The sequence below is a fragment of the Salinarimonas chemoclinalis genome, assembly GCF_041514305.1.
GTDB lineage: Bacteria > Pseudomonadota > Alphaproteobacteria > Rhizobiales > Beijerinckiaceae > Salinarimonas > Salinarimonas chemoclinalis.
Window position 1 is genome coordinate 288268 of the sequence record NZ_JBGMWH010000002.1, and the last position, 24082, is coordinate 312349.

At 72.3% G+C, this 24082-nt stretch carries 25 protein-coding genes; 11 read left to right on the top strand and 14 right to left on the bottom strand.

Annotated elements, in window-relative coordinates; translation table 11 throughout:
* Nucleotides 1-31 precede the first annotated feature (31 nt).
* Nucleotides 32-1735: an ABC transporter substrate-binding protein gene (locus tag AB9M23_RS05155; RefSeq protein WP_372423048.1), complete on the bottom strand. Its 1704-nt coding sequence runs from the start codon at nt 1733-1735 to the stop codon at nt 32-34.
* A gap of 482 nt (nt 1736-2217) precedes the next feature.
* Between AB9M23_RS05155 and AB9M23_RS05160 the strand changes: the two genes are divergently transcribed.
* From AB9M23_RS05160 to AB9M23_RS05185, 6 genes are all read left to right on the top strand, one after another.
* Entirely contained in the window at nt 2218-3060 is an 843-nt protein-coding gene (locus AB9M23_RS05160) for an AAA family ATPase (protein WP_372423050.1), read from the top strand.
* A 315-nt stretch (nt 3061-3375) separates the two neighbouring features.
* On the top strand, nt 3376-4545 hold the full coding sequence (locus AB9M23_RS05165; protein ID WP_372423052.1) for an AAA family ATPase: 1170 nt from the start codon (nt 3376-3378) through the stop codon (nt 4543-4545).
* Between the two features lie 101 nt (nt 4546-4646).
* Complete coding sequence (locus AB9M23_RS05170; protein ID WP_372423054.1) at nt 4647-4925, top strand: acylphosphatase; 279 nt, start codon at nt 4647-4649, stop codon at nt 4923-4925.
* A 101-nt stretch (nt 4926-5026) separates the two neighbouring features.
* Entirely contained in the window at nt 5027-5200 is a 174-nt protein-coding gene (locus AB9M23_RS05175) for a hypothetical protein (protein WP_372423056.1), read from the top strand.
* Nucleotides 5201-5335: 135 nt separating this feature from the next.
* Entirely contained in the window at nt 5336-5890 is a 555-nt protein-coding gene (locus tag AB9M23_RS05180) for a sigma-70 family RNA polymerase sigma factor (protein WP_372423058.1), read from the top strand.
* 11 nt (nt 5891-5901) lie between these two features.
* Nucleotides 5902-6537: an NrsF family protein gene (locus AB9M23_RS05185; RefSeq protein ID WP_372423060.1), complete on the top strand. Its 636-nt coding sequence runs from the start codon at nt 5902-5904 to the stop codon at nt 6535-6537.
* 17 nt (nt 6538-6554) lie between these two features.
* On the opposite strand, the gene AB9M23_RS05190 is transcribed toward AB9M23_RS05185, so the two are convergent.
* The 3 genes from AB9M23_RS05190 to AB9M23_RS05200 all read right to left on the bottom strand — a co-directional run bounded on the left by AB9M23_RS05190 (nt 6555) and on the right by AB9M23_RS05200 (nt 9315).
* Nucleotides 6555-8063, bottom strand: a complete 1509-nt coding sequence (locus tag AB9M23_RS05190) for a sensor histidine kinase (protein WP_372423062.1) — start codon at nt 8061-8063, stop codon at nt 6555-6557.
* Nucleotides 8064-8076: 13 nt separating this feature from the next.
* A complete protein-coding gene (locus tag AB9M23_RS05195; protein WP_372423064.1) occupies nt 8077-8868 on the bottom strand; it encodes a Crp/Fnr family transcriptional regulator in 792 nt (263 codons plus the stop codon).
* A 129-nt stretch (nt 8869-8997) separates the two neighbouring features.
* On the bottom strand, nt 8998-9315 hold the full coding sequence (locus AB9M23_RS05200; protein WP_372423066.1) for a hypothetical protein: 318 nt from the start codon (nt 9313-9315) through the stop codon (nt 8998-9000).
* Nucleotides 9316-9551: 236 nt separating this feature from the next.
* On the opposite strand from AB9M23_RS05200, the gene dapD reads away from it, so the two are divergent.
* The 4 genes from dapD (at nt 9552) to AB9M23_RS05220 (ending at nt 13259) form a co-directional block, all read left to right on the top strand.
* On the top strand, nt 9552-10388 hold the full coding sequence (gene dapD, locus AB9M23_RS05205; protein ID WP_372423765.1) for a 2,3,4,5-tetrahydropyridine-2,6-dicarboxylate N-succinyltransferase: 837 nt from the start codon (nt 9552-9554) through the stop codon (nt 10386-10388).
* A 7-nt stretch (nt 10389-10395) separates the two neighbouring features.
* Nucleotides 10396-11556, top strand: coding sequence for a succinyl-diaminopimelate desuccinylase (gene dapE, locus AB9M23_RS05210; protein WP_372423068.1), 1161 nt, complete (start codon nt 10396-10398; stop codon nt 11554-11556).
* A 135-nt stretch (nt 11557-11691) separates the two neighbouring features.
* Nucleotides 11692-12633 (top strand): ring-cleaving dioxygenase, encoded by a 942-nt coding sequence (locus AB9M23_RS05215; RefSeq protein WP_372423070.1) that lies wholly within the window; start codon nt 11692-11694, stop codon nt 12631-12633.
* A gap of 14 nt (nt 12634-12647) precedes the next feature.
* The gene (locus AB9M23_RS05220) at nt 12648-13259 is read left to right on the top strand and encodes an alpha/beta hydrolase (RefSeq protein WP_372423072.1); all 612 of its coding nucleotides are present in this window, start codon (nt 12648-12650) and stop codon (nt 13257-13259) included.
* Here the strand turns inward: AB9M23_RS05220 and AB9M23_RS05225 are convergent, their stop codons facing one another.
* The 7 genes from AB9M23_RS05225 to AB9M23_RS05255 all read right to left on the bottom strand — a co-directional run bounded on the left by AB9M23_RS05225 (nt 13260) and on the right by AB9M23_RS05255 (nt 19779).
* Nucleotides 13260-14240 (bottom strand): LacI family DNA-binding transcriptional regulator, encoded by a 981-nt coding sequence (locus tag AB9M23_RS05225; protein ID WP_372423766.1) that lies wholly within the window; start codon nt 14238-14240, stop codon nt 13260-13262.
* Between the two features lie 208 nt (nt 14241-14448).
* Nucleotides 14449-15096, bottom strand: coding sequence for a DsbE family thiol:disulfide interchange protein (locus AB9M23_RS05230; protein ID WP_372423074.1), 648 nt, complete (start codon nt 15094-15096; stop codon nt 14449-14451).
* 2 nt (nt 15097-15098) lie between these two features.
* Nucleotides 15099-15326, bottom strand: a complete 228-nt coding sequence (ccmD, locus tag AB9M23_RS05235; protein ID WP_372423076.1) for a heme exporter protein CcmD — start codon at nt 15324-15326, stop codon at nt 15099-15101.
* Nucleotides 15327-15336: 10 nt separating this feature from the next.
* On the bottom strand, nt 15337-16083 hold the full coding sequence (locus AB9M23_RS05240; RefSeq protein WP_372423078.1) for a heme ABC transporter permease: 747 nt from the start codon (nt 16081-16083) through the stop codon (nt 15337-15339).
* Between the two features lie 180 nt (nt 16084-16263).
* On the bottom strand, nt 16264-16914 hold the full coding sequence (locus AB9M23_RS05245; protein ID WP_372423080.1) for a DUF1254 domain-containing protein: 651 nt from the start codon (nt 16912-16914) through the stop codon (nt 16264-16266).
* Nucleotides 16911-17537, bottom strand: a complete 627-nt coding sequence (locus AB9M23_RS05250) for a DUF1214 domain-containing protein (RefSeq protein WP_372423081.1) — start codon at nt 17535-17537, stop codon at nt 16911-16913. The genes AB9M23_RS05245 and AB9M23_RS05250 overlap by 4 nt, the downstream gene beginning before the upstream one ends.
* A gap of 25 nt (nt 17538-17562) precedes the next feature.
* Entirely contained in the window at nt 17563-19779 is a 2217-nt protein-coding gene (locus tag AB9M23_RS05255; protein WP_372423083.1) for a transglycosylase domain-containing protein, read from the bottom strand.
* A gap of 321 nt (nt 19780-20100) precedes the next feature.
* On the opposite strand from AB9M23_RS05255, the gene AB9M23_RS05260 reads away from it, so the two are divergent.
* A complete protein-coding gene (locus AB9M23_RS05260) occupies nt 20101-20574 on the top strand; it encodes a YcgN family cysteine cluster protein (RefSeq protein WP_372423084.1) in 474 nt (157 codons plus the stop codon).
* Nucleotides 20575-20805: 231 nt separating this feature from the next.
* Here AB9M23_RS05260 and AB9M23_RS05265 read toward each other — a convergent pair whose 3' ends face one another.
* From AB9M23_RS05265 to AB9M23_RS05275, 3 genes are all read right to left on the bottom strand, one after another.
* Nucleotides 20806-21981 carry an AI-2E family transporter gene (locus tag AB9M23_RS05265; protein WP_372423086.1) on the bottom strand — a complete coding sequence of 392 codons (1176 nt, stop codon included), beginning with the start codon at nt 21979-21981 and terminating at the stop codon, nt 20806-20808.
* Between the two features lie 64 nt (nt 21982-22045).
* Entirely contained in the window at nt 22046-22987 is a 942-nt protein-coding gene (locus AB9M23_RS05270) for an acetamidase/formamidase family protein (RefSeq protein WP_372423088.1), read from the bottom strand.
* 68 nt (nt 22988-23055) lie between these two features.
* On the bottom strand, nt 23056-24027 hold the full coding sequence (locus AB9M23_RS05275; RefSeq protein ID WP_372423090.1) for a magnesium transporter CorA family protein: 972 nt from the start codon (nt 24025-24027) through the stop codon (nt 23056-23058).
* Between the last annotated feature and the right edge of the window lie 55 nt (nt 24028-24082).

The window sequence follows — 24082 nt, forward strand, 5'->3', positions numbered from 1 at the left end:
CCCCGCCGTGGCGGCGGGGCCGGGGTGCGGATCAGCCCTGCGACAGCCAGACCTGCTCGAAGTGGTGCTCCTCGGCAGGGTGGTGGGCGTAGCCCTGGACGGCCCGGCTCGAGGCCGTGGCGATGGAGCGCCAGTAGGGCTGCACGATCACCGCGTCCGCCTGGAGCATGCGCTGGAGCTCCTCCATGATCGCGCGCCGCTCCTCGACGTCGAGCGTCGCCTCCGCCTCGTCGAGCAGCGCGTCGAAATCGGGGTTGGAATAGGACGACTCGTTCCACGGCACGCCCGAGCGGTAGGCGAGGGAGAGCACCTGCGTGCCCAGCGGCCGGTGCGTCCAGGAGGTGAAGCCGAAGGGCGTCGTCGTCCAGCGGTCCCAGTAGGTGCCGCCGGGCATGATGTTGACGGCGAGGTCGATCCCCGCCGGCCGCAGCATCTCGACGAGCGCCTGCGAGGTGTTGGGCTCCCAGGTCGGCTGCGCCACGCAGTCGATCTGGATCTGGAGCCCGTTCCCGTAGCCGGCTTCCGCCAGCAGCGCGCGGGCGCGGTCGTAGTCCTGCGTCGGCTTCGCGATAGCGGCGTACTCGGGATGGACCGGGGAGACGTGGTGGTCCTCGCCGGGCGTGCCGAGGTTCTGGTAGGCGAGCGCGAGCAGCCGCTCGTGATCGATGCAGGACTGGATCGCCTGGCGCACGCGGATGTCGTCGAACGGCGCCTGGTCCACCTTCATGCGGGCGACGCCGGTCTGCGCGGTGTCGGCCTGATAGAGCACGAGCGTGGGGATCGCCCGCGCGGCGGGCACCTGCTCGACGTTGAGCCGGTAGAGCATGTCCACCTGGCCCGACGCCAGCGCCGCGAGCGGGGCGGCCGGGTCGTCGCCGTGGTCGACGTAGTCGATCCCGTCGAGGAAGACCTCGCCGCCCCACCAGCCGCTCTCCCTGCGGCGGTAGCGCGCCCGCGAGCCGACGGTGAGCTCCACGAGCTCGAAGGGGCCGGTGCCGATCGGGTTCTCGACCCAGTTGCCGCCCTGGAAGGAGCGGTGCGCGATCAGGCAGGGGTAGTCGCCCATCGATTCCGGCAGGGCGAGGAAGGGCACGCGCAGGTTGAACTCGACCGTGTGGTCGTCGATCTTGACGACGCCGTTCTCGAGCATGGGCGAGCCGTCGTCGTTGGAGGTCCGCAGCGCCGAGAAGCGGCCGTAGTTCGACGAGCCGACGGCGGGGTCCATCCAGCGCACGAAGTTCGCGACGACGTCGTCGGCCCCGAAATCGTCCCCGTTCGACCACTTCACGCCCTGCCGGAGCTTGAACGTCCAGGTCCGCAGGTCCTCGGACGCGCTCCAGCTCTCGGCGAGATGCGGCACGGCGACGTTGTCCGAGGAGATGCGCACGAGCGGCTCGATCACGTGGCGCAGCTCGTTGCCCTTCTCGGACCAGTCGACGGTCGCGGGATCGGAGATCTCCTTGATGTTCATCGACACGCGCAGCGTCCCACCCTTCGCGGGGCTGCCGGACTGCGCCCGCGCCGCCGGCGCGAAGGGCTCGCCCGTCAGGCGCCCGGCCATCGCGTAGGCCGCGCCCGCGGAAAGGCCGAGCAGGGTCGCCGTGCGCAGGAACTCGCGGCGCGAGACCGTCCCCGCCTCGACGCCCGCCGCCACCCGCGGCAGCTTCGGATGGACCCGCTCCAGGGTCTCGACCGCCTCGGCATCGAGGCGCGTTGCGTCGTTCTTCTCGGTCATCGTCTCCGGTCCTCTCGCCCGTTGCCGCGGGCTTCTCGATTCTCGCTGCGAAAGCCGCGCGACGCGGCCACGAAACGGCTCGCGACCGGGTTGCCCCCACGGCCGAGCTCGATTGCGAAGTTATCGCGTGCGGCATGGGGGGTGTCAAACGTATATCCGCACCGTACACCCGACGACGCCGTGCCGCGCCGCACAAGATCCGCGTGAGCAGATCGTCGATCGCGCGCATGCCGCATGCCGGCACGCTGCGAGAACGCGCCGACTTGCTCGCACCCGAGCGGCCGCACGAAGCCGGAATGCGCCGCGCCGCGGCTAGTCTTGGCGCGGTTCGGGCAGGTCTGGCGCGCTCCCGCGGCTCGACTGCGCGCACGAGAGACGGGTGAGGGGCCGGCGGGCACGCGGTCGCCGGCGTTGCGCGCCGCCGCGCGGCGTGGGACAAGCTCTGCGCGCGTTGCGGCGCGCGAGACGAGGAAGAACGCCCCATGCGCTTTGCCGGAACCCCCGACTACGTCACAACCGAGGATCTCTCGGTCGCCGTCGACGCAGCGATCGCGCTCGAGCGCCCGCTGCTGGTCAAGGGCGAGCCCGGCACCGGCAAGACCGTGCTCGCCGAGGAGATCGCCAAGGCGGTCGGCGCGCCGCTGCTGACTTGGTCGATCAAGTCCACCACCAAGGCGCAGCAGGGCCTCTACGAGTACGACGCGGTCTCGCGCCTGCGCGACTCGCAGCTCGGCGACCCGCGCGTCTCCGACATCGCCAACTACATCCGCCGCGGCAAGCTCTGGGACGCCTTCACCGCGCCCGAGCGCCCGGTGCTGCTCATCGACGAGATCGACAAGGCGGACATCGAGTTCCCCAACGACCTGCTCCAGGAGCTCGACCGCATGGAGTTCCACGTCTACGAGACCGGCGAGACCGTGCGGGCCGAGCGCCGGCCGATCGTGGTGATCACCTCCAACAACGAGAAGGAACTCCCCGACGCCTTCCTGCGCCGTTGCTTCTTCCACTACATCAAGTTCCCCGACCCCGGCACGATGGCGGCCATCGTCGAGGTGCACTACCCGGGCATCAAGCAGAGGCTCGTCAAGGAGGCGCTGGACGTCTTCTTCGCCGTGCGCGAGGCCCCGGGCCTGAAGAAGAAGCCCTCGACGAGCGAGCTGCTCGACTGGCTCAAGCTCTTGCTCAACGAGGACGTCGCGCCGGAGGTGCTGCGCGAGACGAGCGCGAGGAAGCTCATCCCGCCGCTGCACGGGGCGCTCCTGAAGAACGAGCAGGACGTGGCGCTGTTCGAGAAGATCGCGTTCATGACGCGGCGGGGTGGGTGAGGGGAGACCGTCGGCGGACTTCATGGACGGTTTGGCCGAGAAGGCGCTCGACGGGCTGGTCGCGACGCAGGCGCCCCGCGATCGGCGGCTCTCCTCTCCCTCGTGGAGAGGGGCGGGGGGGTGTGGGGCGCGGCAGGATGGAGCGCGGCGTCGATGCCGGCGGGATGCCGGAGCGCTGCATGGACCTCGGTCGCTGGTCTGCACGCCCCAGACCCCGATCCATCTCCGAACGACCCAGTCCTTGGGCGAGGGAAGAGCTGCGGCGGATTGCATCCGCGGGATGCCCTGTCGCAGAGTGACTGGAGGAATCGCCCCATGCTCACCGCCATCGCCGTCTCCGGCTACCGCTCCCTGCGCGAGATCGTCGTGCCGCTCGGCCGCGTCACGGTGATCACCGGGCCGAACGGGGCGGGGAAGTCGAGCCTGTATCGGGCGCTGCGGCTCCTCGCGGATGCGGCGCAGGGGCGGCTCGTGGGGTCCCTCGCGATCGAGGGCGGGCTCGCCTCGACCTTGTGGGCGGGGCCGGAGCGGATCTCGCGGGAGATGCGCGCGGGCGCCGTGCCCGTCGAGGGCACCGTGCGGCGCGAGCGCGTGGCGCTCAGGCTCGGGTTCTGCGGCGCGGGCGACGAGGACGCGCTCGGCTACGCCGTCGATCTCGGCCTGCCCGTGACGACGACGTCCGCTTTCGGGCTCGACCCGGAATACAAGGTCGAGACCGTCTTCTCCGGGCCGATGCGGGCGCGGCCCGTCGTGCTCGCCGAGCGGCGCGGGCCGATGGTGCGGGTGGCCGACGACGAGGGCCGGCTGCGGGTCGTCGCGCAGCACCTCGCGCCCTTCGACGGCATGCTGACCCACGCCGCCGACCCGCGCGGCGCGCCCGAGCTCCTGGCGCTGCGCGAGCGGCTGCGGGCGTTCCGCTTCTACGATCACCTGCGCACCGATCCGGACGCCCCGATGCGCCAGCGGCGCGTGGGCACCCGCACGCCGGTGCTCTCCGGCGACGGCGGCGACCTCGCCGCCGAGCTCCAGACGATCCGCGAGATCGGCGATCCGCGGGCGCTCGACGCGGCGATCGCCGACGCCTTCGACGGCGCGCGCGTCGCCATCGACATCGAGGCGGGCCTGTTCGAGACCGTGATGCGGCAGCCGGGCCTGCTGCGCCCGCTCGGCGCGCGCGAGCTCTCGGACGGCACGATGCGCTACCTCGCGCTCGTCGCGGCGCTGCTGTCGCCGCGCCCGCCGGCGCTCCTCGTCCTCAACGAGCCGGAGACGAGCCTGCATCCCGACCTGATCGCGCCCCTCGCCCGCCTCGTCCTCGCCGCGAGCGACCGGGCGCAGATCGTCGTCGTCACCCACAGCGCGGCGCTGGCGGGTGCGCTCGCCGGCGCGCCGGGAGCCGTGGTGCATCGCCTCGAGAAGTCGCTGGGCGAGACGCGGATCGCGGGGGGCGCGGACGCGCCGGGATGGGTCTGGCCGAAGCGCTGATGGTCCCTCGGCTGCGCCGCGGCGTTCGGTCCCGGCATCCCCTCGACGGCTCGCGCGTTCGTACGCATGGTCCAGGCAGGAAAGCCGAAAGGGAGACAGCGATGGAAGCCAGCGCCGTTCGTATCACCGTGACCGGACGCGTCCAGGGCGTGGGATACCGCGCCTTCGCAGCGGCGCGTGCCGCCGAGCTCGGCCTGCGCGGGTTCGTGCGCAACCGAGACGACGGGTCGGTCGAGAGCGTAGCCTCGGGGACCCCCGCGGCCGTCGAGGCCTACCTCGCGGCGCTGCGCGGCGGGCCTCCGGGCGCGTCGGTCGCTGATCTGGCGGTCGATCACCTGGAATCGCGCGTGGTCGCCGAGAGCACCTTCGACGTGCGCTGAGCGACGGGCGGCGTCGCTCCGTCGCCGCCTGTTGCCGGCAAGCAACAACATCGATGGTGTCGTCGTGTTAACCGATCGCCCTCGCGTACGGAGGCGATTCCATGAACGACGACGATCTCGACCGCCGAGACGATTTCCGCGCCGACGCGGACGGGGAGCGCCCCGCCGTCGTCGCCTACGACCCGTACTTCCCGGCGCGGATCGCGTCCGAGGACGCACGCGTCGCGCCCTACGACCCGCACTTCCCGCAGGACGGCGCCAGCGACTTCGAGTGAGCGCCCTCGCGTCGGCGTGATCCGCGGTCGCGGAGCCGGTCACGCCGATGTGCGCGTGCCGCACGCGCCCGTGACGACCGATGGCCGGCTGATCGTTGTAACAGGGAGACCTCTCGCCACGAAGAGGGGTCTGCCATGTCCAACCCGGTCGAGACACACTGGTCGAGCCTGATGCGCGCCGCCAACGGCGGCGACGAGGGCGCGTATCGCCGGCTCCTGTCCGAGCTCGCGCCCGCCATCCGTGCCAAGATCCGCGCCAAGGCCGCGCGCTACGGCCTCTCCGGGGCCGACGTCGAGGACGCCGTCCAGGAGACGCTCCTCGCCATCCACGTCAAGCGCGGGACCTGGCGCGAGGACGAGCCGATCCGCCCCTGGGTGTTCGCGATCGCCGGCTACAAGATCGTCGACCAGATGCGCCGGCGCTACCGCCACGCCGAGGTCGACATCGCCGACTTCACCGAGATCCTCCCGGCGCAGGCCGAGCCCGATCCGACCACCTCCACCGACATGGACCGCGTCGTCGCGCGCCTGACGGGCCGCGCGGGCGAGATCGTCCGCGCGATCGGCATGGAGGGGGCGAGCGTCGGGGAGGCCTCGCAGCGCTTCGGCATGTCCGAGGGCGCGGTGCGGGTGGCACTCCACCGTGGCCTGCGAAAGCTGGCCGACCTTCGAGCGAGCATGGTGGCATGAGGACGATCGCGATGAGAACCGACGACCTGATCGATACGCTCGCGGCCGACCTCGCGCCGCGCCGCCCGCTCTCCGCCGCGCTCGCCGTCGCCTGCGCGGCGGGAATCGCGGCCACGCTCGCGCTCTTCCTCGCCGGATGGGGACCGCGGGCGGACCTCGCCGCGGCGACCGAGAGCCTGCGCTTCCTCGCCAAGCCGCTCGTCGGGATGCTGCTCGCGATCGGCGCGCTCGGGCTCGCCGTGCGCCTCGCGCATCCGGGTGCACCGGCTCGGGGATGGGCGATGGCGCTCGCCGCCGCGCCGCTGGCTGCGGCGGCCTTCGTCGCGCTCGAGCTCGCCGCGCTTCCGGCGCGGGCCTGGGCACCCGCGCTCCTGGGCGAGAACGCCCTCGTCTGCCTCGTCTCCATCCCGGCCTTGGCACTGCCGATGCTCGTCGCCCTCGTCTACGGCCTGAAAGGCGGCGCGCCCGTACGGCCCGGCCTCGCCGGCGCGGTCGTCGGGCTCGCGGCGGCGGGCGTCGCCGCCGCGCTCTACGCGGTCTTCTGCACGGACGACAGCCCGCTCTTCGTGGCGACCTGGTACACGCTCGCCGCCGGGATCGTGGCCGCGGCGGGGGCGATCGCCGGGCGGCGCTGGCTGCGCTGGTGAGCGGGCCGCGCGCGCGCTCAGGCGAGCACCCGCGGCCCGAGCGGGAGGGTCAGCGCGCACAGCACGGCGTCCGCCCCGATCTCGTAGCGCACCGTCGCGTCGAGCTCGTAGGGTAGGGTCCGGCGCAGGAGTTCGGTGCCGAACCCCTCACGCTCCGGCCGCTCGGGATCGGGGACCACACCGTCCTCGCGCCAGACGAGGCGCAGGAGCGGCGGCTCGCCGCTCGCGTCGATCTCCCAGGTCACGGAGACGGTGCCCGTGTCGCCGGCGAGTGCGCCGAACTTCACGGCGTTGGTCGAAAGCTCGTGGATCGCGAGCGTCAGCGTCTGGGCCGCCTGGCTCCCGAGCAGGATCTTCGGCCCGCCGATCGTCACCCGCTCACCCTCGCGCGCCGCGCAGGCGGTGAGCTCCTCCGCGACGAGGTATTCCAGATCGACGCCCGCGCGCGGGTCGCGCGTGACGTGGGCCTGGGTGCGGGCGATCGCGTTGAGGCGGCCCTCGAAATGCGAGGCGAAGTCGGCGACGCTCTCGGCCGTGTCGCCGGTGCGACGGGCGATCGAGCGCACGACGGCGAGCGTGTTGCGCACGCGGTGCTGCAGCTCGCCGTGCAGCAGCTTCTGCTGCTCCTGGAGCCGGCGGATGTCGTCGATGTCGGTCGACGAGCCGAACCACTCCCGCGGCTCGCCCTCGCGGCGCGGTGCCGCCTGGGCGCGGGTCTGGAACCAGCGCGAGCCGCCGTCGGCGACGAGCAGCCTGTGGATCACGTCGAGCCGGCCGCTGTCGGGCGCCACCGCCCAGGCCGCGCGCACGCGCTCTCGGTCTTCCGGGTGGACGGCGTCGAGCCAGCCGAGCCCGAGGCTCGCCTCGGCGGAGAGCCCCGTCGTCGCGATCCACTGCGGGCTCGCCCAGGTCCAGTCGCCGCCGTCGCGGGATTGCCAGACGAGCTGTGGCAGGTTCTCGACGAGCGCGCGCAGCCGCGTCGCGCTGGTGCGCGCCTCCTCGCGCGCGACGACGCGCTGCGTCACGTCGGTGGCGACGACGAGGACGCCGCCGACGCCGTTCGGCGCGTCGGGATCGGGGAGCGGTGAGTAGACGTAGCTCCACCACAGGTCCCGCGTGCCCCCGTCGCGGGTGATGGGCAGAGGCACCTCGTCGCGCCGCACCGCGCCTGCGCCGGAGCGGACGGTCGCGAGATCCTCCTCGATCCGTGGCCAGATCTCCGACCAGACCGTCGCGGCGGGCCGGCCGATCGATGGATGCCGCTCGGGGCCCATCAGCGCCGCCTGGGCGTCGTTGTAGACCTGGATCAGGTCCGGCCCCCAGAGAACGGCCATGGCGACCGGCACGGGCAGGATCGCCTCGACCGCGCCGCGCAGGGTCTGCGGCCATGTCTCGACCGGGCCGAGCGGCGTCGCCGCCCAGTCGTGGGCGCGGACGAGCCGCGCCGCCTCGCTCTCGCCGAAGGGCCAGGAACTCCCGGGCGGTGCCCGGCTCGTCGCATCGCTCGGCGTCGATCGCTTGGTCATGCGCCGGCTCCCGTCAGCCGTCGGTCGCGATGGTGCGCAGGACGAGCACGGGCGTGCCGCCGTCCGGCGCGGTGGAGGCGGCATGCGCGGCCTGTTCGAGGTGGAGATAGGCGGGGCTGAACAGGCCGGCGGCCTCCAGCGCCTCGAGGTCGTGGATCGTCATGTGGCGGCCGCGCAGGGTGATCAGCTCCGCCGCGCGCAGCTCCTGGAGCGTCCGGTTGACGTGGACCGCGGAGATGCCCGTGGCGTCCGCCAGCATCGCCTGGGTCGCCGGCAACTCGTAGGAGAGGCCGTGCGTGAGGCCCACCGCCCGCAGTCGGTGGAACAGCTCGCAGATGAGGTGCGCCATGCGCTCGAGCGCCGAACGCTGGCCGAGATTGACCGTCCACTCGCGCTGGAGCGTCTGGGCGCACAGGTCCGACCAGGCGAGCGCCGTCGACAGCCGCGGGCTCGCGGCGGCGATGGCCGCGACGCGGGCGCCGGGGATCTCCGCGACGGTCACCGAGGTGATGGCTCCCAGGCTGTGGTCCGCCCGCGGCATCAGCAGCACGTGCTGCTCGCACAGGTCCCCCGGCAGGACGAACGACAGGACCTGTCGGCGGCCGTCCTCCAGCGACTTGTAGCGCGCCGCCCAGCCGTCGAGCACGACGTACAATGCGTGCGGGCGCTCGCCCTCGCGTAGGACGTCCTCGCGCGGACCCACGCGGCGGATCCGCTCGCGGCACAACTCCTCGACCAGGCGCGCGTCCTCGTCGGTCAGCGCGACGTATGCGGACAGGCGCCGAACGATGGGCTCGACGCTCATCGGCGGGGTACTCGCCGCCGGCTCGTGGGAATCATGGACCTCGTCCTCGCGGGGGCCGGACGCCGGCCCCGGATCGCGCGGGCATGCTCGCGGGAATCGGCACCCGCCGCAAGAGCCGTCGCGCCGCGCTCACGCTCGATCGGCCTCCCGACGGCACTGGGCGGTGCGCACGGCCCCCCATCGATCCGCGAGGAAGAGGTAGTAACCCGTCAGCGCGACGCCGTGGCGTGCGGCGTCGCAGTCGAAGCCCAGCGGAGCCGCCGTGGCGTTGTCGAGGCGGCCGCCGAAATTCCACGCCGCTCCGACGATGAAGCTCGGGACAGGGTAATCCTCCGGTACCGCGCAATAGAGCTGTGGCTCCTCGCGCCGCCTGAAGAGATTATAGGCGGGATCGCCCTGGACGCTCGGCTCGTTTCGTTTCGTTAACGCTAGTGAAATGATGTTCATGACGATCACCGGACCCGGCAAGCACGCCGACGAATGCGATTTTCGGGGAGCGTAAAGGCCGCGTCTACAACATGGGTTAGCTCGACGGGCGAGTCCGTCCGTCGTGGCCGCGCCGGTCGTCCGCCGACCGACCGTGCCCGCACGCACCGGCATTTCGGCTTCACCTGGGGCGCCGGCGTTGGTAAGCAGCGGGCGAGCCATCCGCCGGAGCCCGCGCCGCCATGACCACCCAAGCGATGACGACCCTCGCCTCGACGATCGACGCCGCCTTCGAGGACCGCGCGACCGTGAGCCCCTCGACCACCGGCGCCGTCCGCGACGCCGTCGACGAGGCGCTCGCCGCGCTCGATTGCGGCCGCGTCCGCGTCGCCGAGAAGGCGGGCGAGGAGTGGGTCGTGCATCAATGGCTGAAGAAGGCCGTGCTCCTCTCCTTCCGCCTCAACGACATGAGCGTGATCGCCGGCGGCCCCGGGGGCGCCGTGTGGTGGGACAAGGTCCCCTCCAAGTTCGAGGGCTGGGACGCCGGGCGCTTCGAGGAGGCGGGCTTCCGGGCGGTACCGAGCTGCGTCGTGCGCCGCGGGGCGTACGTCGCGAAGAACGTCGTCCTGATGCCCTCCTTCGTGAACCTCGGGGCCTACGTGGACGAGGGCACGATGGTCGACACCTGGGCGACCGTCGGCTCCTGCGCGCAGATCGGCAAGAACGTGCATCTCTCCGGCGGCGTCGGCATCGGCGGCGTGCTCGAGCCGCTCCAGGCCGGCCCGACCATCATCGAGGACGATTGCTTCATCGGCGCGCGCTCGGAGGTCGTCGAGGGCGTCGTGGTGGGGCAGGGCTCCGTGCTGTCGATGGGCGTCTTCATCTCGGCCTCGACCAAGATCGTCGACCGTGAGACCGGCGAGGTCTTCCGCGGCAGGGTCCCGCCCTATTCCGTGGTGGTGCCCGGCGCGCTCCCGGGCAAGCCGCTGCCGGACGGCTCTCCCGGCCCGTCGCTCGCCTGCGCGGTCATCGTCAAGCGCGTCGACGCGCAGACCCGCGCGAAGACCGGGATCAACGAACTCCTGCGCGATTGATGCCGCGATGAACCCCCGCTCCGCCGTCGACCTCGCGCAGGCGCTGATCCGCTGCCCCTCGGTCACGCCCGCCGAGGGCGGTGCGCTCGCGCTCCTCGCGCGGGTGCTCGAGGCCGCCGGCTTCGCGGTCGAGCGCCCCGTCTTCTCCGCGCCCGGCACGCCGGATGTGGAGAACCTCTACGCCCGCATCGGCACGGGCGCGCCGGTCCTGCTGTTGGCCGGCCACACGGACGTGGTGCCGCCCGGCGACGAAGGGCGCTGGACGCACCCACCCTTCTCCGGCGAGATCGTCGACGGCGTGCTCTGGGGGCGCGGCGCCGTGGACATGAAGGGGGGTATCGCCGCCATGCTCGCCGCCGCGCTCGACTTAGTGGCGACGCGCCCGGATTTCCCCGGCTCGATCGCCGTGCTGATCACGGGGGACGAGGAGGGGCCGGCGATCAACGGCACGGTCAAGCTGCTCGAGTGGGCGAAGGCCAGGGGCGAGCGTTTCGACGCCTGCATCCTCGGCGAGCCGACGAACCCCGAGCGGCTCGGCGACATGATCAAGATCGGCCGGCGCGGCTCGCTCTCGGGCACGCTCGTCGTCCATGGCAAGCAGGGCCACGTCGCCTATCCGCATCTCGCGGACAACCCGATCGAGGGTATGGTGCGTCTGCTCGCGGGGCTCAAGGCGACGCTGCTCGACGCGGGAACGGTTCACTTCGCGGCCTCGAACCTCGAGGTGACGACGGTCGATGTCGGGAACCCGGCGACGAACGTGATCCCCGGCGAGGCGCGCGCGGCCTTCAACATCCGCTTCAACGACCTCTGGACGCCCGCGACGCTGGAGACCGAGATCCGCCGCCGGCTCGAGGCCGCCGCCGGCAACGCCGTGCGGTGGGAGGCGTCGTTCGAGAATACGAACGCGGTCGCCTTCCTCACGGAGCCGAACGCCTTCGTGCGCCGGGTCCAGGACGCCGTCGAGGCCGAGACCGGCATCCGCCCGGCGCTCTCGACGACGGGGGGCACGTCGGACGCACGCTTCATCAAGGACTACTGCCCCGTGCTCGAGTTCGGCCTCGTGGGCCAGACCATGCACCAGGTCGACGAGCGCGTGCCGGTCGCGGAGCTGGAGCGGCTGCAGGCGATCTACGGGCGGGTGCTGGAGGCGTATTTCGCCGGCTGAGATCGCGCCCGGCGCCGCGGTATCCTTGCGTCGCCGCAATCCAGACCTTTCCAGCCTCGTATTCCGCTTTCCCGATCGCACATTCTCCGGCAAGACGGGCGTGCACCGCGCGCCACCTTGCTTCGGAGATGCGCCATGAGCCGTTCCACGAACGACACGACCAGCACCGGCCTCCACCACGTCACCGCGATCTCGGGTGAGGCGCGGCGCAACCGCGACTTCTACACCCGCGTGCTCGGGCTGCGACTGGTCAAGAAGACCGTCAACTTCGACGATCCCGGCACCTACCACCTCTATTTCGGCGATGCGGCCGGGGCGCCGGGCACCATCCTCACCTTCTTCCCCTGGGCGAACGCCGCGCCGGGCCGGGCCGGTGCGGGCGAGACCGGCGAGACCGCGTTTCGCGTGCCCAAGGCGGCGATCGGCTTCTGGCTCGCGCGCTTCGTGCGGATGTCGGTCGATCACGAAGGGCCGGCGACCCGCTTCGGCCGGCCGGTCGTCACCTTCCGTGATCCCGACGGCATGCGCCTCGCCCTCGTCGGCGTGGAGGGCGCCGAGGACGAGCCCGCCTGGGCGGTGGACGGGATCGAGGCGGCGCACGCGATCCGCGGCTTCGAGAGCGTGACGCTCGAGGTGGGCGCGATCGCGGGCACCGCGGCGGTGCTGACGCGGGTCTTCGGCCTCGCGGAGACCGCACGGGAGGCGGGGCGCGTGCGCTTCGAGGGGACGGCGGCGGTGGGCGCCGCGGTCGAGCTCGTCGAGAGCGCGGCCGGGCGTCCGCGGCTCGGCGCCGGCTCGGTCCACCACGTCGCCTTCCGCGCGGGGAGCGATGCCGCGCAGGCCGCGATGGCGGAGGAGCTCGCGGCAATGGGCCTGCCGGCGACCGAGCAGAAGGATCGCAACTACTTCCGCTCGATCTACTTCCGCGAGCCGGGCGGCGTGCTGTTCGAGATCGCCACCGACGAGCCCGGGTTCGCCGCCGACGAGCCCGCCGACAGCCTCGGCGAGGCGCTGAAGCTCCCCGCCTTCCTCGAGCCGCAGCGCGCGCGCATCGAGGCCGTCCTGCCGCCCCTGTGACGAGTGCCCGAACCATGGCCGACCTCTCCTTCGTCCACACGCACGCGCCGGGGGACCCGGCGCGTGCGCCCCTCCTTCTCCTGCACGGCACGGGCGGAAACGAGCACGACCTCGTCCCGCTCGTGGCCGAGATCGCGCCCGGGCGGGCCTTCGTCTCGCCGCGGGGCCAGGTGCTGGAGAACGGCATGCCGCGTTTCTTCCGGCGCCTGTCGGAAGGCGTCTTCGACGAGGCGGACGTGCGCGCGCGCGCCGACGCGCTCGCCGGCTTCGTCGGCGAGACGCGCGCCGCGTACGGGCTCGCAGCGCCGGTGGCGGTCGGGTTCTCCAACGGGGCGAACATCGCGGCCGCCGTGATGTGGCGTCACCCCGGCGTGCTCGCCGGGGCCGTGCTGTGGCGGGCGATGACTCCGCTGCGCGAGGCGCCCGCGGGCGGGCTCGACGGCACGCCGGTCATGATCGTCAGCGGCGCGATGGATCCGATCGTCCCGGCGAGCGACGTCGGCAATCTCGCGAGCCGGCTGCGCGAGGCCGGCGCGTCCGTCACGCACGAGACGCTGCCGGTCGGGCACGGGCTGACGCGCCCCGATCTCGACCTCGCCCGCGGCTTCCTCGCGACGCGCGGGTGATCAGCCCGAGACGCGCTCGACGAGCACGAAGCCGGTGTCGACGGCGCGCTCCAGCACCGGCTCGCCGCGCATGCGCGCCAGCACGAGCCGGGCGACCTCGCGCCCTACGAGGTCGCCCGCCGGGCGGATCGTGGTGAGCGGCGGCACGCAGGCGGCGGCGAAGGGCAGGTCCCCGAAGCCCACGAGGGCGAGTTGCTCGGGCACCGGCAGTGCCCGGCGCTGCGCCTCGAAGAGGGCGCCCATCGCGACGAGGTCGTTGGAGGCGGCGATGCCGTCGACGTCGGGGATCTCGCGCAGGGCGCGATCGAGGAGGAGCGCGCCCGCCTGCGGGTCGGCCGGTCCGGGATGGTTGAGGATCGCCGCCGCGACGCCCTCCGCCCGCGCGGCCGCTGCGAAACCCTCGGCGCGCTGCGCCGCCCGGCGGTCCTCCTGCATGCGCGCGCCGCAGAAGGCGAGGCGGCGGCGCCCACGGGCGACCAGCCGCCGCGCGACGGTGGCGCCGACCGCGCCGTGATCGAAGCCGACGCCCATGTCGACGGGCGCCGCGCCGCGCTCCCACATCTCGACGACGGGCACCCGCGCCTTCTTCAGGAGTGCACGCGTGTCCGGGTTGTGCTCGAGCCCCGTGAGGACGATCGCTGCCGGTGCCCAGGCGAGCGACGCGCGCACGAGCGCCTCCTCGCGGGCGAGGTCGTACTCGGTGTGGCCGAGCAGCACCTGCAGCCCCTGCGGCGCGAGCGCGGCCTCGAGCGCCGATACGGTCTCGGCGAAGAAGGCGTTGCGCACGGAGGGGACGATGAGGCTGACGACGCGCGAGGACGCGGCCGCGAGCCCGCCGGCGACGAGATTCGGCACGTAACCGAGATCGGCCACCGCCTTGGCGATGGCGTCGCGTGCGGGTGGCGAGACGCTCTTGGGCCGGCGGAAGTAGAGCGAGACGGTGGAGGCGGACACGTCCGCCGCGGCGGCGACCTCCGACATGGTCACCGCCTGCATCTTCCGCCGCCCCCGCCGCCGCGGCCCCGCGTCGTCCATGCCCGATCCCCGATCGTAGCGCTGCGATGCTGCGACGTTGGCGGATGCACGGTCCCGTGTCAAACGTAGCGCCGGCCTCCAGGACGGCCGAGCCGACGCCGGTCGCGCATCCTCCGGAGCGTCGCTGAGCGGTGTGCGGGAGCCCCCGAGGTGCTCAGCCCGTCGGCAGCCGGGCGCGCATGTCCTCGGGCAGGGCGGCGCGGATCGCCTCGAGGAAGGCGCCGATCTGCCGCGGCTCGATCGGCCCGATGTGCTTGTGCCGGACGATGCCTGCCTGGTCGATGACGAAGGTCTCCGGCACGCCATAGACGCCCCAGTCGATGGCCGAGCGGCCGCTCGCGTCGACGCCGACGCGGTCGTAGGGGTTGCCGAGCGCGCCGAGGAAGCGACGGGCGTTCTCGGGCGCGTCCTTGTAGTTGATCCCGACGATCGTCAGGTAGGGCAGCTCGGCGAGTTCCATCAGCACCGGATGCTCGACGCGGCACGGGCCGCACCAGGAGGCCCAGACGTTGACGATCGTCACCGGCCGCTCCGGCGTGCCGACGAGATCCGCGGTCGAGAAGCCGGGGATCGGCGCGCCCGCGGCGGAGAGCCCCTCGAGCGGCGGCAGGTCCACCTGCGGGGCCGGGCGCCCGATCAGGACGGAGGGTACCCGCGACGGATCGCCGAACAGGCCGATCAGGAAAACGACCGAGAGACCCGCGAAGATCAGAACCGGCAGCAGGAAGAGGACGCGGATGCGCGGGCGCGGTGCGGGATCGCTCTTCGCGTCGACGGGATCGAAGTGCGGACGCTCGTCCATTCTCAGGCCCTCTCGGTGGTGGCGGGCCGCTCGGCGGTCGCCTGGGAGGGCGATCCCGCGGCGCGCTCCTCGCCGCGGCGCCGGCCGCGCCCGGCGCCGCGGGCCTCGAGCTCGGCGAGGGCACGCTTCTGGGCGCGCTGGTCGAGGATCATGCGCGCGATCAGCCCGCCGATCACGAGGACCGTGGCGAGGTAGCTCGCCAGGATGAAGGGGGTGTGCGGATCGCCCATCGCCGCCTCCTCAGGCCGCCGCCCGGCGTTCGTCGAGGCGCTCGGCCTCGAGGATCGAGAGCGTGCGCACGCGCCGGCGGAAGACCTCCGTGCGCATGGCGTACATGTGCATGGTCAGCGCGAGGAAGGTGACGCCGAGCGCCATCACGAGGAGCGGGTAGAGCATCGTGGGGTAGATCGTCGGGCCGTCCATGCGGAAGACGCTCGCCGGCTGGTGCAGCGTGTTCCACCAGTCGACGGAGAACTTCACGATCGGCAGGTTGAGCGCGCCGACCAGCGTGAGGATCGCCACCGCCCGCGCCGCGCGCGAGGGGTCCTCGATCGTGCGCCACAGCGCGATGATGCCGGCGTAGACCAGGAAGAGGACCAGCACGGAGGTCAGCCGTGCATCCCACACCCAGTACGTGCCCCACATCGGCTTGCCCCACAGCGCCCCCGTGACCAGGCACACGAGCGTGAAGGCCGCGCCGATGGGCGCAGCCGCCTTCTGCGAGACGTCCGCCAGCGGATGGCGCCAGACCAGCGTGCCGATCGCCGACGCGCTCATCATGGCGTAGAGGAAGAGCGCCAGCCACGCGGCCGGCACGTGGATGTACATGATCCGGATGGTCTCGCCCTGCTGGTAGTCCGCGGGCGCGACGAACCAGGCCATCCACAGGCCGATCCCGAGCGACACGACGGTGAGGCCGGCGAGCCAGGGGAGCAGGACCCCCGACCAACGCAGGAACGTGCTCGGATTGGCGAGTTTCGTCAGCATGCGGCTCCCTCGGGACCCGCACGATGTAGCGAGCCCGCCTTCCCCCCGCAACGGCGCCGTGGTCGCACCTCGGAACCGTTCCGGTTCGGCCGACCATGCCGCGCGGACACGGCGGGGGCAATGCGCGCAAGACCGGACCCGACCCCGCATTCCCGCCGACCGCGTGGCACGCGAGCGCTCTCAGAGCGGCTCGATCGTGCAGGACACGCTCTCGACGAGCGCCCGCGCGAGCCCCGCCTCGCTCGGGAAGCCGGCGAGCGTACGCACCAGCACGAACCCCTCGCGGCTGGGCGCGACGACGCGCAGGTCCCCGAATCCGTCGGCGGGAGCCTCGTCGGTGCCGTCCACGTCGGCGTCGCGGGCGACGAGGTCGTCGAGCTGCTCGCGGGTGGCGACCACGAGCTCGAGCCGCCCGCGCACGGCGGCCCGGTCCGTCACCGCGTAGTAGGCGCCCGCGCCTCGGGCGTGGAGCGAAACCGTCTGGAACAGCGGACCGTCGGGCGCGCTCACGCGCAGCGGCCCCTCGGCGAGATCGTAGGCGCAGGCGCCCACCGCCATCGCCGGGTCGTGGTGCGGCAGCCAGGTCGCCGGCGGGCTCGGGTCGAGGACGCCGAAGCCGGCGTCGCGCGGGGCGGCGACGAGCACCGCCGTCTCCGACGTGGCGGTGGGCGCCAGCCGCGCCTGCGCGTCCTGGCGCGCGAGCCAGGGCAGCATCAGGATGGCGGCGATGTGCGTCATTGCCGCGAGCACGAGGCCGATCGTCGTCGCGAGCGCGAGCTTGCCCGCGTTGCGGCCGAGGCTGTCGAGGACGGCGCGGGCGCGGGGCGTCACGACGTCGTCCCCCCGGGGCAGGACACGCGCACGATGCGCGGCATGGCGCCGTCGTCGAGCCAGCCCAGCGCGCCGGAGACGGGGCTGTCGTAGAGGCGCAGCACGACCTGGAATCGCCCCGCACCGGGGAGCTGGAGCCAGTTGCCCGGCCGCGGAGAGGGTGACAGCGCGATCGTCACGCCGCCTGCCTCGTCGCGCAGCATCTGTGCGGAAGCGAGCCCGGCGCGGCGCTGTGCCGTCTCCGGCGGGCGGCCCTCGGGATCGTAGAGCGTGACGGTCCAGGCGCGCGCCACCGGCGTCTCGCCGGAGACGTCGTAGCTGCAAGCGGCGTCGAGCGGCCGGCCGAGCTCGTCGACGTCGGCGCGGAAGGCGATGCCTTCGCCGAGCGCGAGCGGCACGTCGGCCGAGCGCGCCATGATGGCACGGGCGTAGGGGTCGGACGACGGCGAGCCGACGCTCGGCCAAGCGACCCAGGCCTGGACGCGGCGCTCGCCGAACGGGTACTCCCCCTCCAGCACGAAGAGCGCGGAGCCGAGCCCGAGCCCCGCGCCGAGCGCCGCCGCCCAGGCGAGGAGGAGCAGATGGTAGACGTTCCGGGCCGCTCGGCGCAGCGCTTCGAACATGACCGCGTTCCCGTTGCGCCCGCGCTCAGCGCGTGACCGGCTGGAAGCCGCCGGGGCCCGCCGGTTGGGCGGCGAGGGCGGCGGGGCCGGGCGCGCGACCCTCGCGGAAGCCCTGCGGCGTGCGGGCCTCCTCGAAGAGCGAGCCGATCCCGGTGACGACCTCGAAGGAACGGCGCGAGAGCGTGTTGCGCTGGAGCGCGGCGACCTGCGGGTCGATGCTCGCCGTCGTCGCCGGGCCGCCGCCGGCGACGGCCGGGCCGTCGTCCGAGAGGCCCGGGATCGGCCGCGGCTCGACGCCGCCGTGCGCGAAGGTCATGATCTCCTTGAAGGTCATGGCCGGCAGCGTGCCGCCGGTCATGTTGTTCGTGGAGGTGAAGTCGTCGTTGCCGAACCACACGGCGGCGACGAAATTGCCGGTGTAGCCGGCGTACCAGGCGTCCCGGTAGGCGTTCGTCGTGCCCGTCTTGCCCGCCGAGCGGATGCCGTCGATCGCCGCGCGCCGGCCTGTGCCGCGCTCGGGCACGGCGACGAGCATCGTGTTCATGTCCGCGACGACACCCGTGGAGAGCACGCGCTCGCGCGGCGCATCGCGATCGTGCGCGTAGAGGAGCACGCCGTCCTGCGTCGTCACCTCGACCGTGGGGTAGGGCCGCGCCCGCTCGCCGCCGTTGGCGAAGACGGCGTAGCCGGCCGCCATGTCGAGCACGGTCATCTCGGACGCGCCGATCGGCAGCGAGGACGAGTCCGCGAGCGGCGTCTCGACGCCCATGCGCCGCGTCGTCTCGATGATGCGCGCGCGCCCGCGCTTCGCGTCGCCCTCGCCGAGCTCGACGGAGAGCCGCACGGGGATCGTGTTGATCGAGCGCGCCAGCGCCGTGATCATCGGCATCGCCCCCGAGAAGGAGCGGTTGTAGTTGTTCGGGCACCAATTGCCGAGGCAGATCGGCCGGTCGACGACCGTCGAATCCGGGCGATAGGGCAGGTAGGACAGCGCGGTGGCGTAGACGAAGGGCTTGAAGGACGAGCCCGGCTGGCGGCGCGCGTGCGCCGCCCGGTTGAACTGGCTCTGTCCATAGTCACGCCCGCCGACGATCGCGCGAACGGCGCCGTCCGGTTCCATCAGCACCGCCGCCGCCTGGCCGACGCGGTAGCGCTCGCCGTGCTGGCGCAGCGTGTCCTCGACCGCGAGCTCGGCGCGGCGCTGCATGGCCTGATCGAGCGGCGTCTTCACGACGAGCACCCGCTGGTTCCCGAAATGCCCGTCGCGGGCCATGTCCCGGACCTGCTCGAAGGCCCAGTCGAGATAGTAGTCGGGCGTCGTCTCGCGGCCGCGGTCGATCGCGCTCGCGGGGTTGCGCCGCGCGATCTGGACCTGGCCCTCCGACATGAAGCCGGCGTTCACCATCGCGGTGAGCACGTCGTTCGCGCGCGCGCGGGCCGCGGGCAGGTTGACGTGGGGCGAGAAGCGTGAGGGCGCCTTGAAAAGCCCCGCCAGCATCGCCGCTTCCGCCAGCGTCACCTCGCCGATCGGCTTGCCGAAGTAGAAGTCCGCCGCCGCGACGACGCCGAAATTGCCGCCGCCCATGTAGGCGCGGTCGAGGTAGAGCTTGAGGATCTCGTTCTTGGAGAGCTGGAACTCGAGCCAGAGCGCGAGGAACGCCTCCTTGATCTTGCGGTCGAGGGTGCGCTCGTTGGAGAGGAACAGGTTCTTGGCGAGCTGCTGGGTGATGGTCGAGCCACCCTGGACGACCGTACCCTCCCGCGAGTTGGCCACCAGCGCGCGGGCGGTCCCGATCGGGTCGATGCCCCAGTGCGAGAAGAAGCGTCGGTCCTCGGTGGCGAGGGCGGCCTTGATCACGACCTCGGGTATTTCGTCGATCGCCACGGAATCGTCGTGCCGGATGCCGCGCCGGCCCACCTCCTGGCCGTAGCGATCGAGGAAGGTGACGGCGAGCTCCTCCGTGCGCCGCCACTCCTCCTGCGTCTCGTAGAAGGCGGGGATGGCGAGGGCGAGCATCACGGTGGCGCCCGCGAGCCCCAGGGTGACGCCCTCGGAGGCGAGGTCGAGCACGACGCGGGCGGCGCCGCGGGCGCGGAAGAGGTCCGTGAAGGCCGTGTAGCGCCGCCAAACCGTCTCGAGGTCGCGGCGCGAGTCGAACGCGGAGGCGGACAGCCAGGCGTCGAGGGCCAGCGCGGCCCGCTTGACCCGTGTCCAGACGCTGATCTTCCGATCGAAACGCACCCCGTTCCCCCGCTACCCGCCCGGACCGCTTAACCAAAGGTTAACCGCCGAGGTTCCTATCAGACATTCGCGCCCGCGGCGATTCGAATCCGCCGCCCGGGAGCCGTGGTAAACGGCGCGGCACGGTCGGGGTTCGCCCCGAATCGGCCGCGGCGTCGCCTCGGTTCCGCCCGTCGGGAGGCGCAGGGGTCACCGGCCTCCGCCTCCCGTCGCCGTCGGGCCCGCAAGGCCCGTGCCGGTCGCATTCGCCACGAAACGGGGCCGCCTCGTTCGGAATTCGTTGAGGTTGACGGGCGATGAACGCCCGCCGAGGATCGCCCCATGTCCCGCCGCGAGACGCTCAGCTCCGCCGATGCCCCATTCTGGCGCACGAAGCCGCTTTCCGAGATGTCGGAGGCGGAGTGGGAGAGCCTGTGCGACGGCTGCGGCCGCTGCTGCCTCGTCAAGCTCGAGGACGAGGACACCGCCGAGGTCGCCTACACCGACGTCGCCTGCCGGCTCCTCGACGCCGGCACCTGCCGCTGCCGCGACTACGAGAACCGCCAGGCCCAGGTGCCCGACTGCGTGCGCCTGACGCCGCAGGCGGTCGAGCGCCTCTCCTGGCTGCCGGGAACCTGCGCCTATCGCCGCGTGGCGGAGGGCAGGGGGCTCGCCTGGTGGCACCCGCTGGTCTCCGGCTCGCCGGAGACCGTGCACGCGGCGGGGGTGTCCGTGCGCGGGCGCGTGTCGGGGATGGAGGACGAGGTGGGGCTGGCGGAGCTGGTGGAGCGGGTGGTGGGGTGGCCTTGGGAGTGAGGGCCGGCGCCGTCGTCACCCGGGGTGGGATGTGGCGCGCACAGGTCAGCGCCCATTCCTCGATGATCGAGAGATTGCCGATCCCTTCTCCGCGCATGGCATGGTCGGGGAATTCGTCGATCCACGCGCCGATGTCGTCGATCGCCGGGACGTTCACCGGGCGCCGGGGGCTCTCGCCCGCGAGCGCCCGGCGCACCTGATCACGCAACGCGCGGTCCGCTGTGAAGCGGATCACCCCTGCGCCCGTTCCGGCGCGCTCGCATCCGCCTTCCCGTCCTCCCCGTCCTCGTCCTCCCCCTCCGCCTCCCCCGGCACGCTCGTCTGCTCCCCGAGCGTATCGCGTATCCACAGCATCTTCACGAAAACCATGATCGCCACCGCCATCGGCACGGCCAGAAAGACGCCCAGCAGGCCCCACGCGAGGCCGAAGGCGACGATGGCGAAGAGGACGAACGCGGGAGCGAGGTTCACGGCCTTGCGCTGGATCAGCGGCAGGATGACGTTGCCTTCGATCTGCTGCACCACGACGACGACGCCGATCGTCCAGAGCACCGTGTTCGGCCCCTCGTTGAAGGCGAACACGATCGCCGGAACGGCGCCGATGAAGGGCCCGAGGAAGGGGATGAAGTCCAGCACCCCCGCGATCAGCCCGAGCGCGGCGGGGGCCGGCAGGCCGATCCACCAGAATGCGGCACCGCTGAGGACGCCGACGAGCGTCATCGATGCGAGCTGGCCGAAGAACCACAGCTTCAAGGCGTTTCCGGTGGTGACGAACGCGCCGTCGATGCGCGCATGCATCTCGTGCGGGAACAGATGCACGATGACGCGCCGGTACAGCGCGGGGTCGAAGGCGAGATAGACGGCGGCGACCACGACGATCAGCGCGTCCACCATGCCGCCGAGCAGGGTGAAGCCGATGTTCGCGGCTTGGCTCATGACGGTCGTGCCATCCCCGGCCGCGGCGGCGAAGCGCTCCTCCAGGCGCTCGACCGGGTCCTGGATGCCGAGCCGGTCGCCGACGGCTTCGATCGCCGTCGGCAGCTGCTCGAACACGTCCCGGACCTGGCCCTGGATCGTCATCGTGAAGAACGTCGCGAACCCGGCGATCACGAGTACGAGGAGGGCGAGCCCGACGTAGAACGCGGCGGCGCCCGGCAGTCCCGGTATGCGCGCCACCAGGTCGACGAAGGCGCGCAGGATGATGCCGAGCAGCAGGGCCGCGAAGGCGAGAACCAGCACGTAGGCGAAGCTGTAGACCACGTAGGCGAGCGCCACCACGAGGGTGACGATCAGCACCTTGCGCACGAACGGCGTGTCCTCCCCCGCGAAGCCCTGCGGATTGGATGCACGGGCCTCGGGGACCCTGCGTCTCGCGTTCTCCGCGCGCGCCGTGCTCTCGTCCGTCATCCTCGATCCTTTCGCGCCCCGGCAACGGAGGGCGGAACGAGGTGGTTCCGTGGCGCAGCGCCTGTCAGCCGCGCATCAGGAAATCCTTTGCCAGCATGCAATGCACGCCCTTGTTTCCGTTGACGACCTGCGTGATGCGCAGGTCGGCTGCGAGGCTCGCCAGCATGTAGGCGTCCTCGCGGGAGATCCCGGCCTTCTCGACGACGAGATCGATCATCTCCCGCAGCGCGATCACGACGCAATCGTCGAGATCCGGGTCGAAGGCCATGGTGATCCAGTGCGTCGGCGTCTCGGCCAGCGGCCAGGTGAGCCGCATGTCGTTGCGGGCGTGGAGCGCGAACGTGCCGACGAGCCCGGTCTCGATCGCCGTGATGCAGACCTCGCCGTCGCCCTGCGCGCCGTGGCCGTCGCCGACCGAGAAGTTTCCGCCGTCGACGTGGACGGGCAGGTAGAGAATCGTGCCGGCGACGAGCTCCTTGTTGTCGAGGTTGCCGCCGTTGCGCCGCGGCGGCAGCGTCGACAGCGCGCCCCAGGCGGGCGGCGGGGCGACGCCCATGACGCCGAAGAAGGGCGCGAGCGGCAGCTCCAGCCCCCAGGACAGGCGCGCGACGTTCCTCTCGCGGTCGAGCGGGATGTGCACGCAGCGGGGCGTCTCGAAGTCGTCCGGCAGGGCGCCGCGCTGGGGGCCGAGCGTGTTGTAGCCCCAGTCGTAGTGCAGCTCGATCGTCTCGATGCGCACCTCGAGCACGCCGCCGGCCTTCAGCCCGCGCACCGCCACCGGGCCGGTGCAGATGTGGCCCGGCAGCTTCGGGGAGAGCGCCGCGTGGATGGCCGAGAGCGCCGGCGGCACCCCGAAGGGCGCGGGCGGCATCGCCTCGGGCGGGCCGGAGACGGTCGAGATCGTCACGCGGTCGCCGCTGTCGACGACGAGGCGCGGCGCCAGCGCGGCGTCGAAAAAGCCCCAGTGCACGGTCTCGGGTGCGGCGTCGAGGCGATGGTCGGCCATGGCGTTCTCTCCGGTTCGTCGTTCCAGCAATAGCCGCACGCGCCCGCGGCGTCACCGCGCGGGGATGCTCAGAGCCAACCCTTGCGCTTGAACCAGTAGAACGAGATGCCGGCCGAAAGAACCATCGTCGCGAGCGCCGCCGGGTATCCGAAGGCCCAGTCCAGCTCGGGCATCCGCGCGAAGTTCATGCCGTAGATCGTGCCCACCAGGGTCGGCGGCAGGAAGAGCACCGCGGCGATCGAGAAGACCTTGATCACCCGGTTCTGGGCGAGGTTGATCAGCCCGAGCGTCGCCTCCTGAAGGTAGACGATCTCCGCCGTGAGCTGGCCCTCGTACGCCGAGAGCGAGCGCAGGTCGCGCTCGAGCTGCTTGAGGCGGTGCGGCGCCTCCTTCGAAAGCCAGCCCTCGCCACCCTGGCGGACGAAGGGGACGAGCCGCGTGAGCGACAGCAGGCTCTCGCGCAGGATCGAGATCGTCATGTTGCGGCGGCCCAGCCGCATCAGGATCTCCTGGAGGTCGCCCTCCGCCTCCTTCGCCTTGCGCGCCCCGCTCTCGACGAAGAGGTGCGTCGAGACGCCGTTGAGGTCGGCCGCGACGTACTCGAGCACGTCCGCCGCGCGCTCGACGATCGAATCGATCAGCGCGACGAAGACGAGGTCGCTTTCCGGACGCGCCTCCGGCTGGCGCGCCCACTTCGCCTCGAAGGCGCGGAAGGGCAGGGGGTCGCCGTAGCGCACGGACACGAGATGGCGCGCGCTCAGCACGAAGGTCGCCTGCGTGCGGGCGGGCCGCCCCTCGCCCGCACCCTCGATGATGGTGGTCGTGACGACGAGGGAGCCGTCCACGCGATAGAGGCGCGAGCTCTCCTCGATCTCGGCCATCTCCTGGCGCGTGGGCACCTCGATGCCGATCATCCGCTCGACCGCCTCCTCCTCCTCGGGCGTGGGCTCGTACAGGTCGATCCAGATCGCCTCCGGATGCGGCTCGGTCTCGGGCAGGCGCACGAGCGTGCCGTCGCGGGCGCCGTAGAGGGTGATCATGCGGGATGCCTCCTTCGCGGCGGGGCCGCGCCTGCCGCTCGTAGCGCCGCGGGCG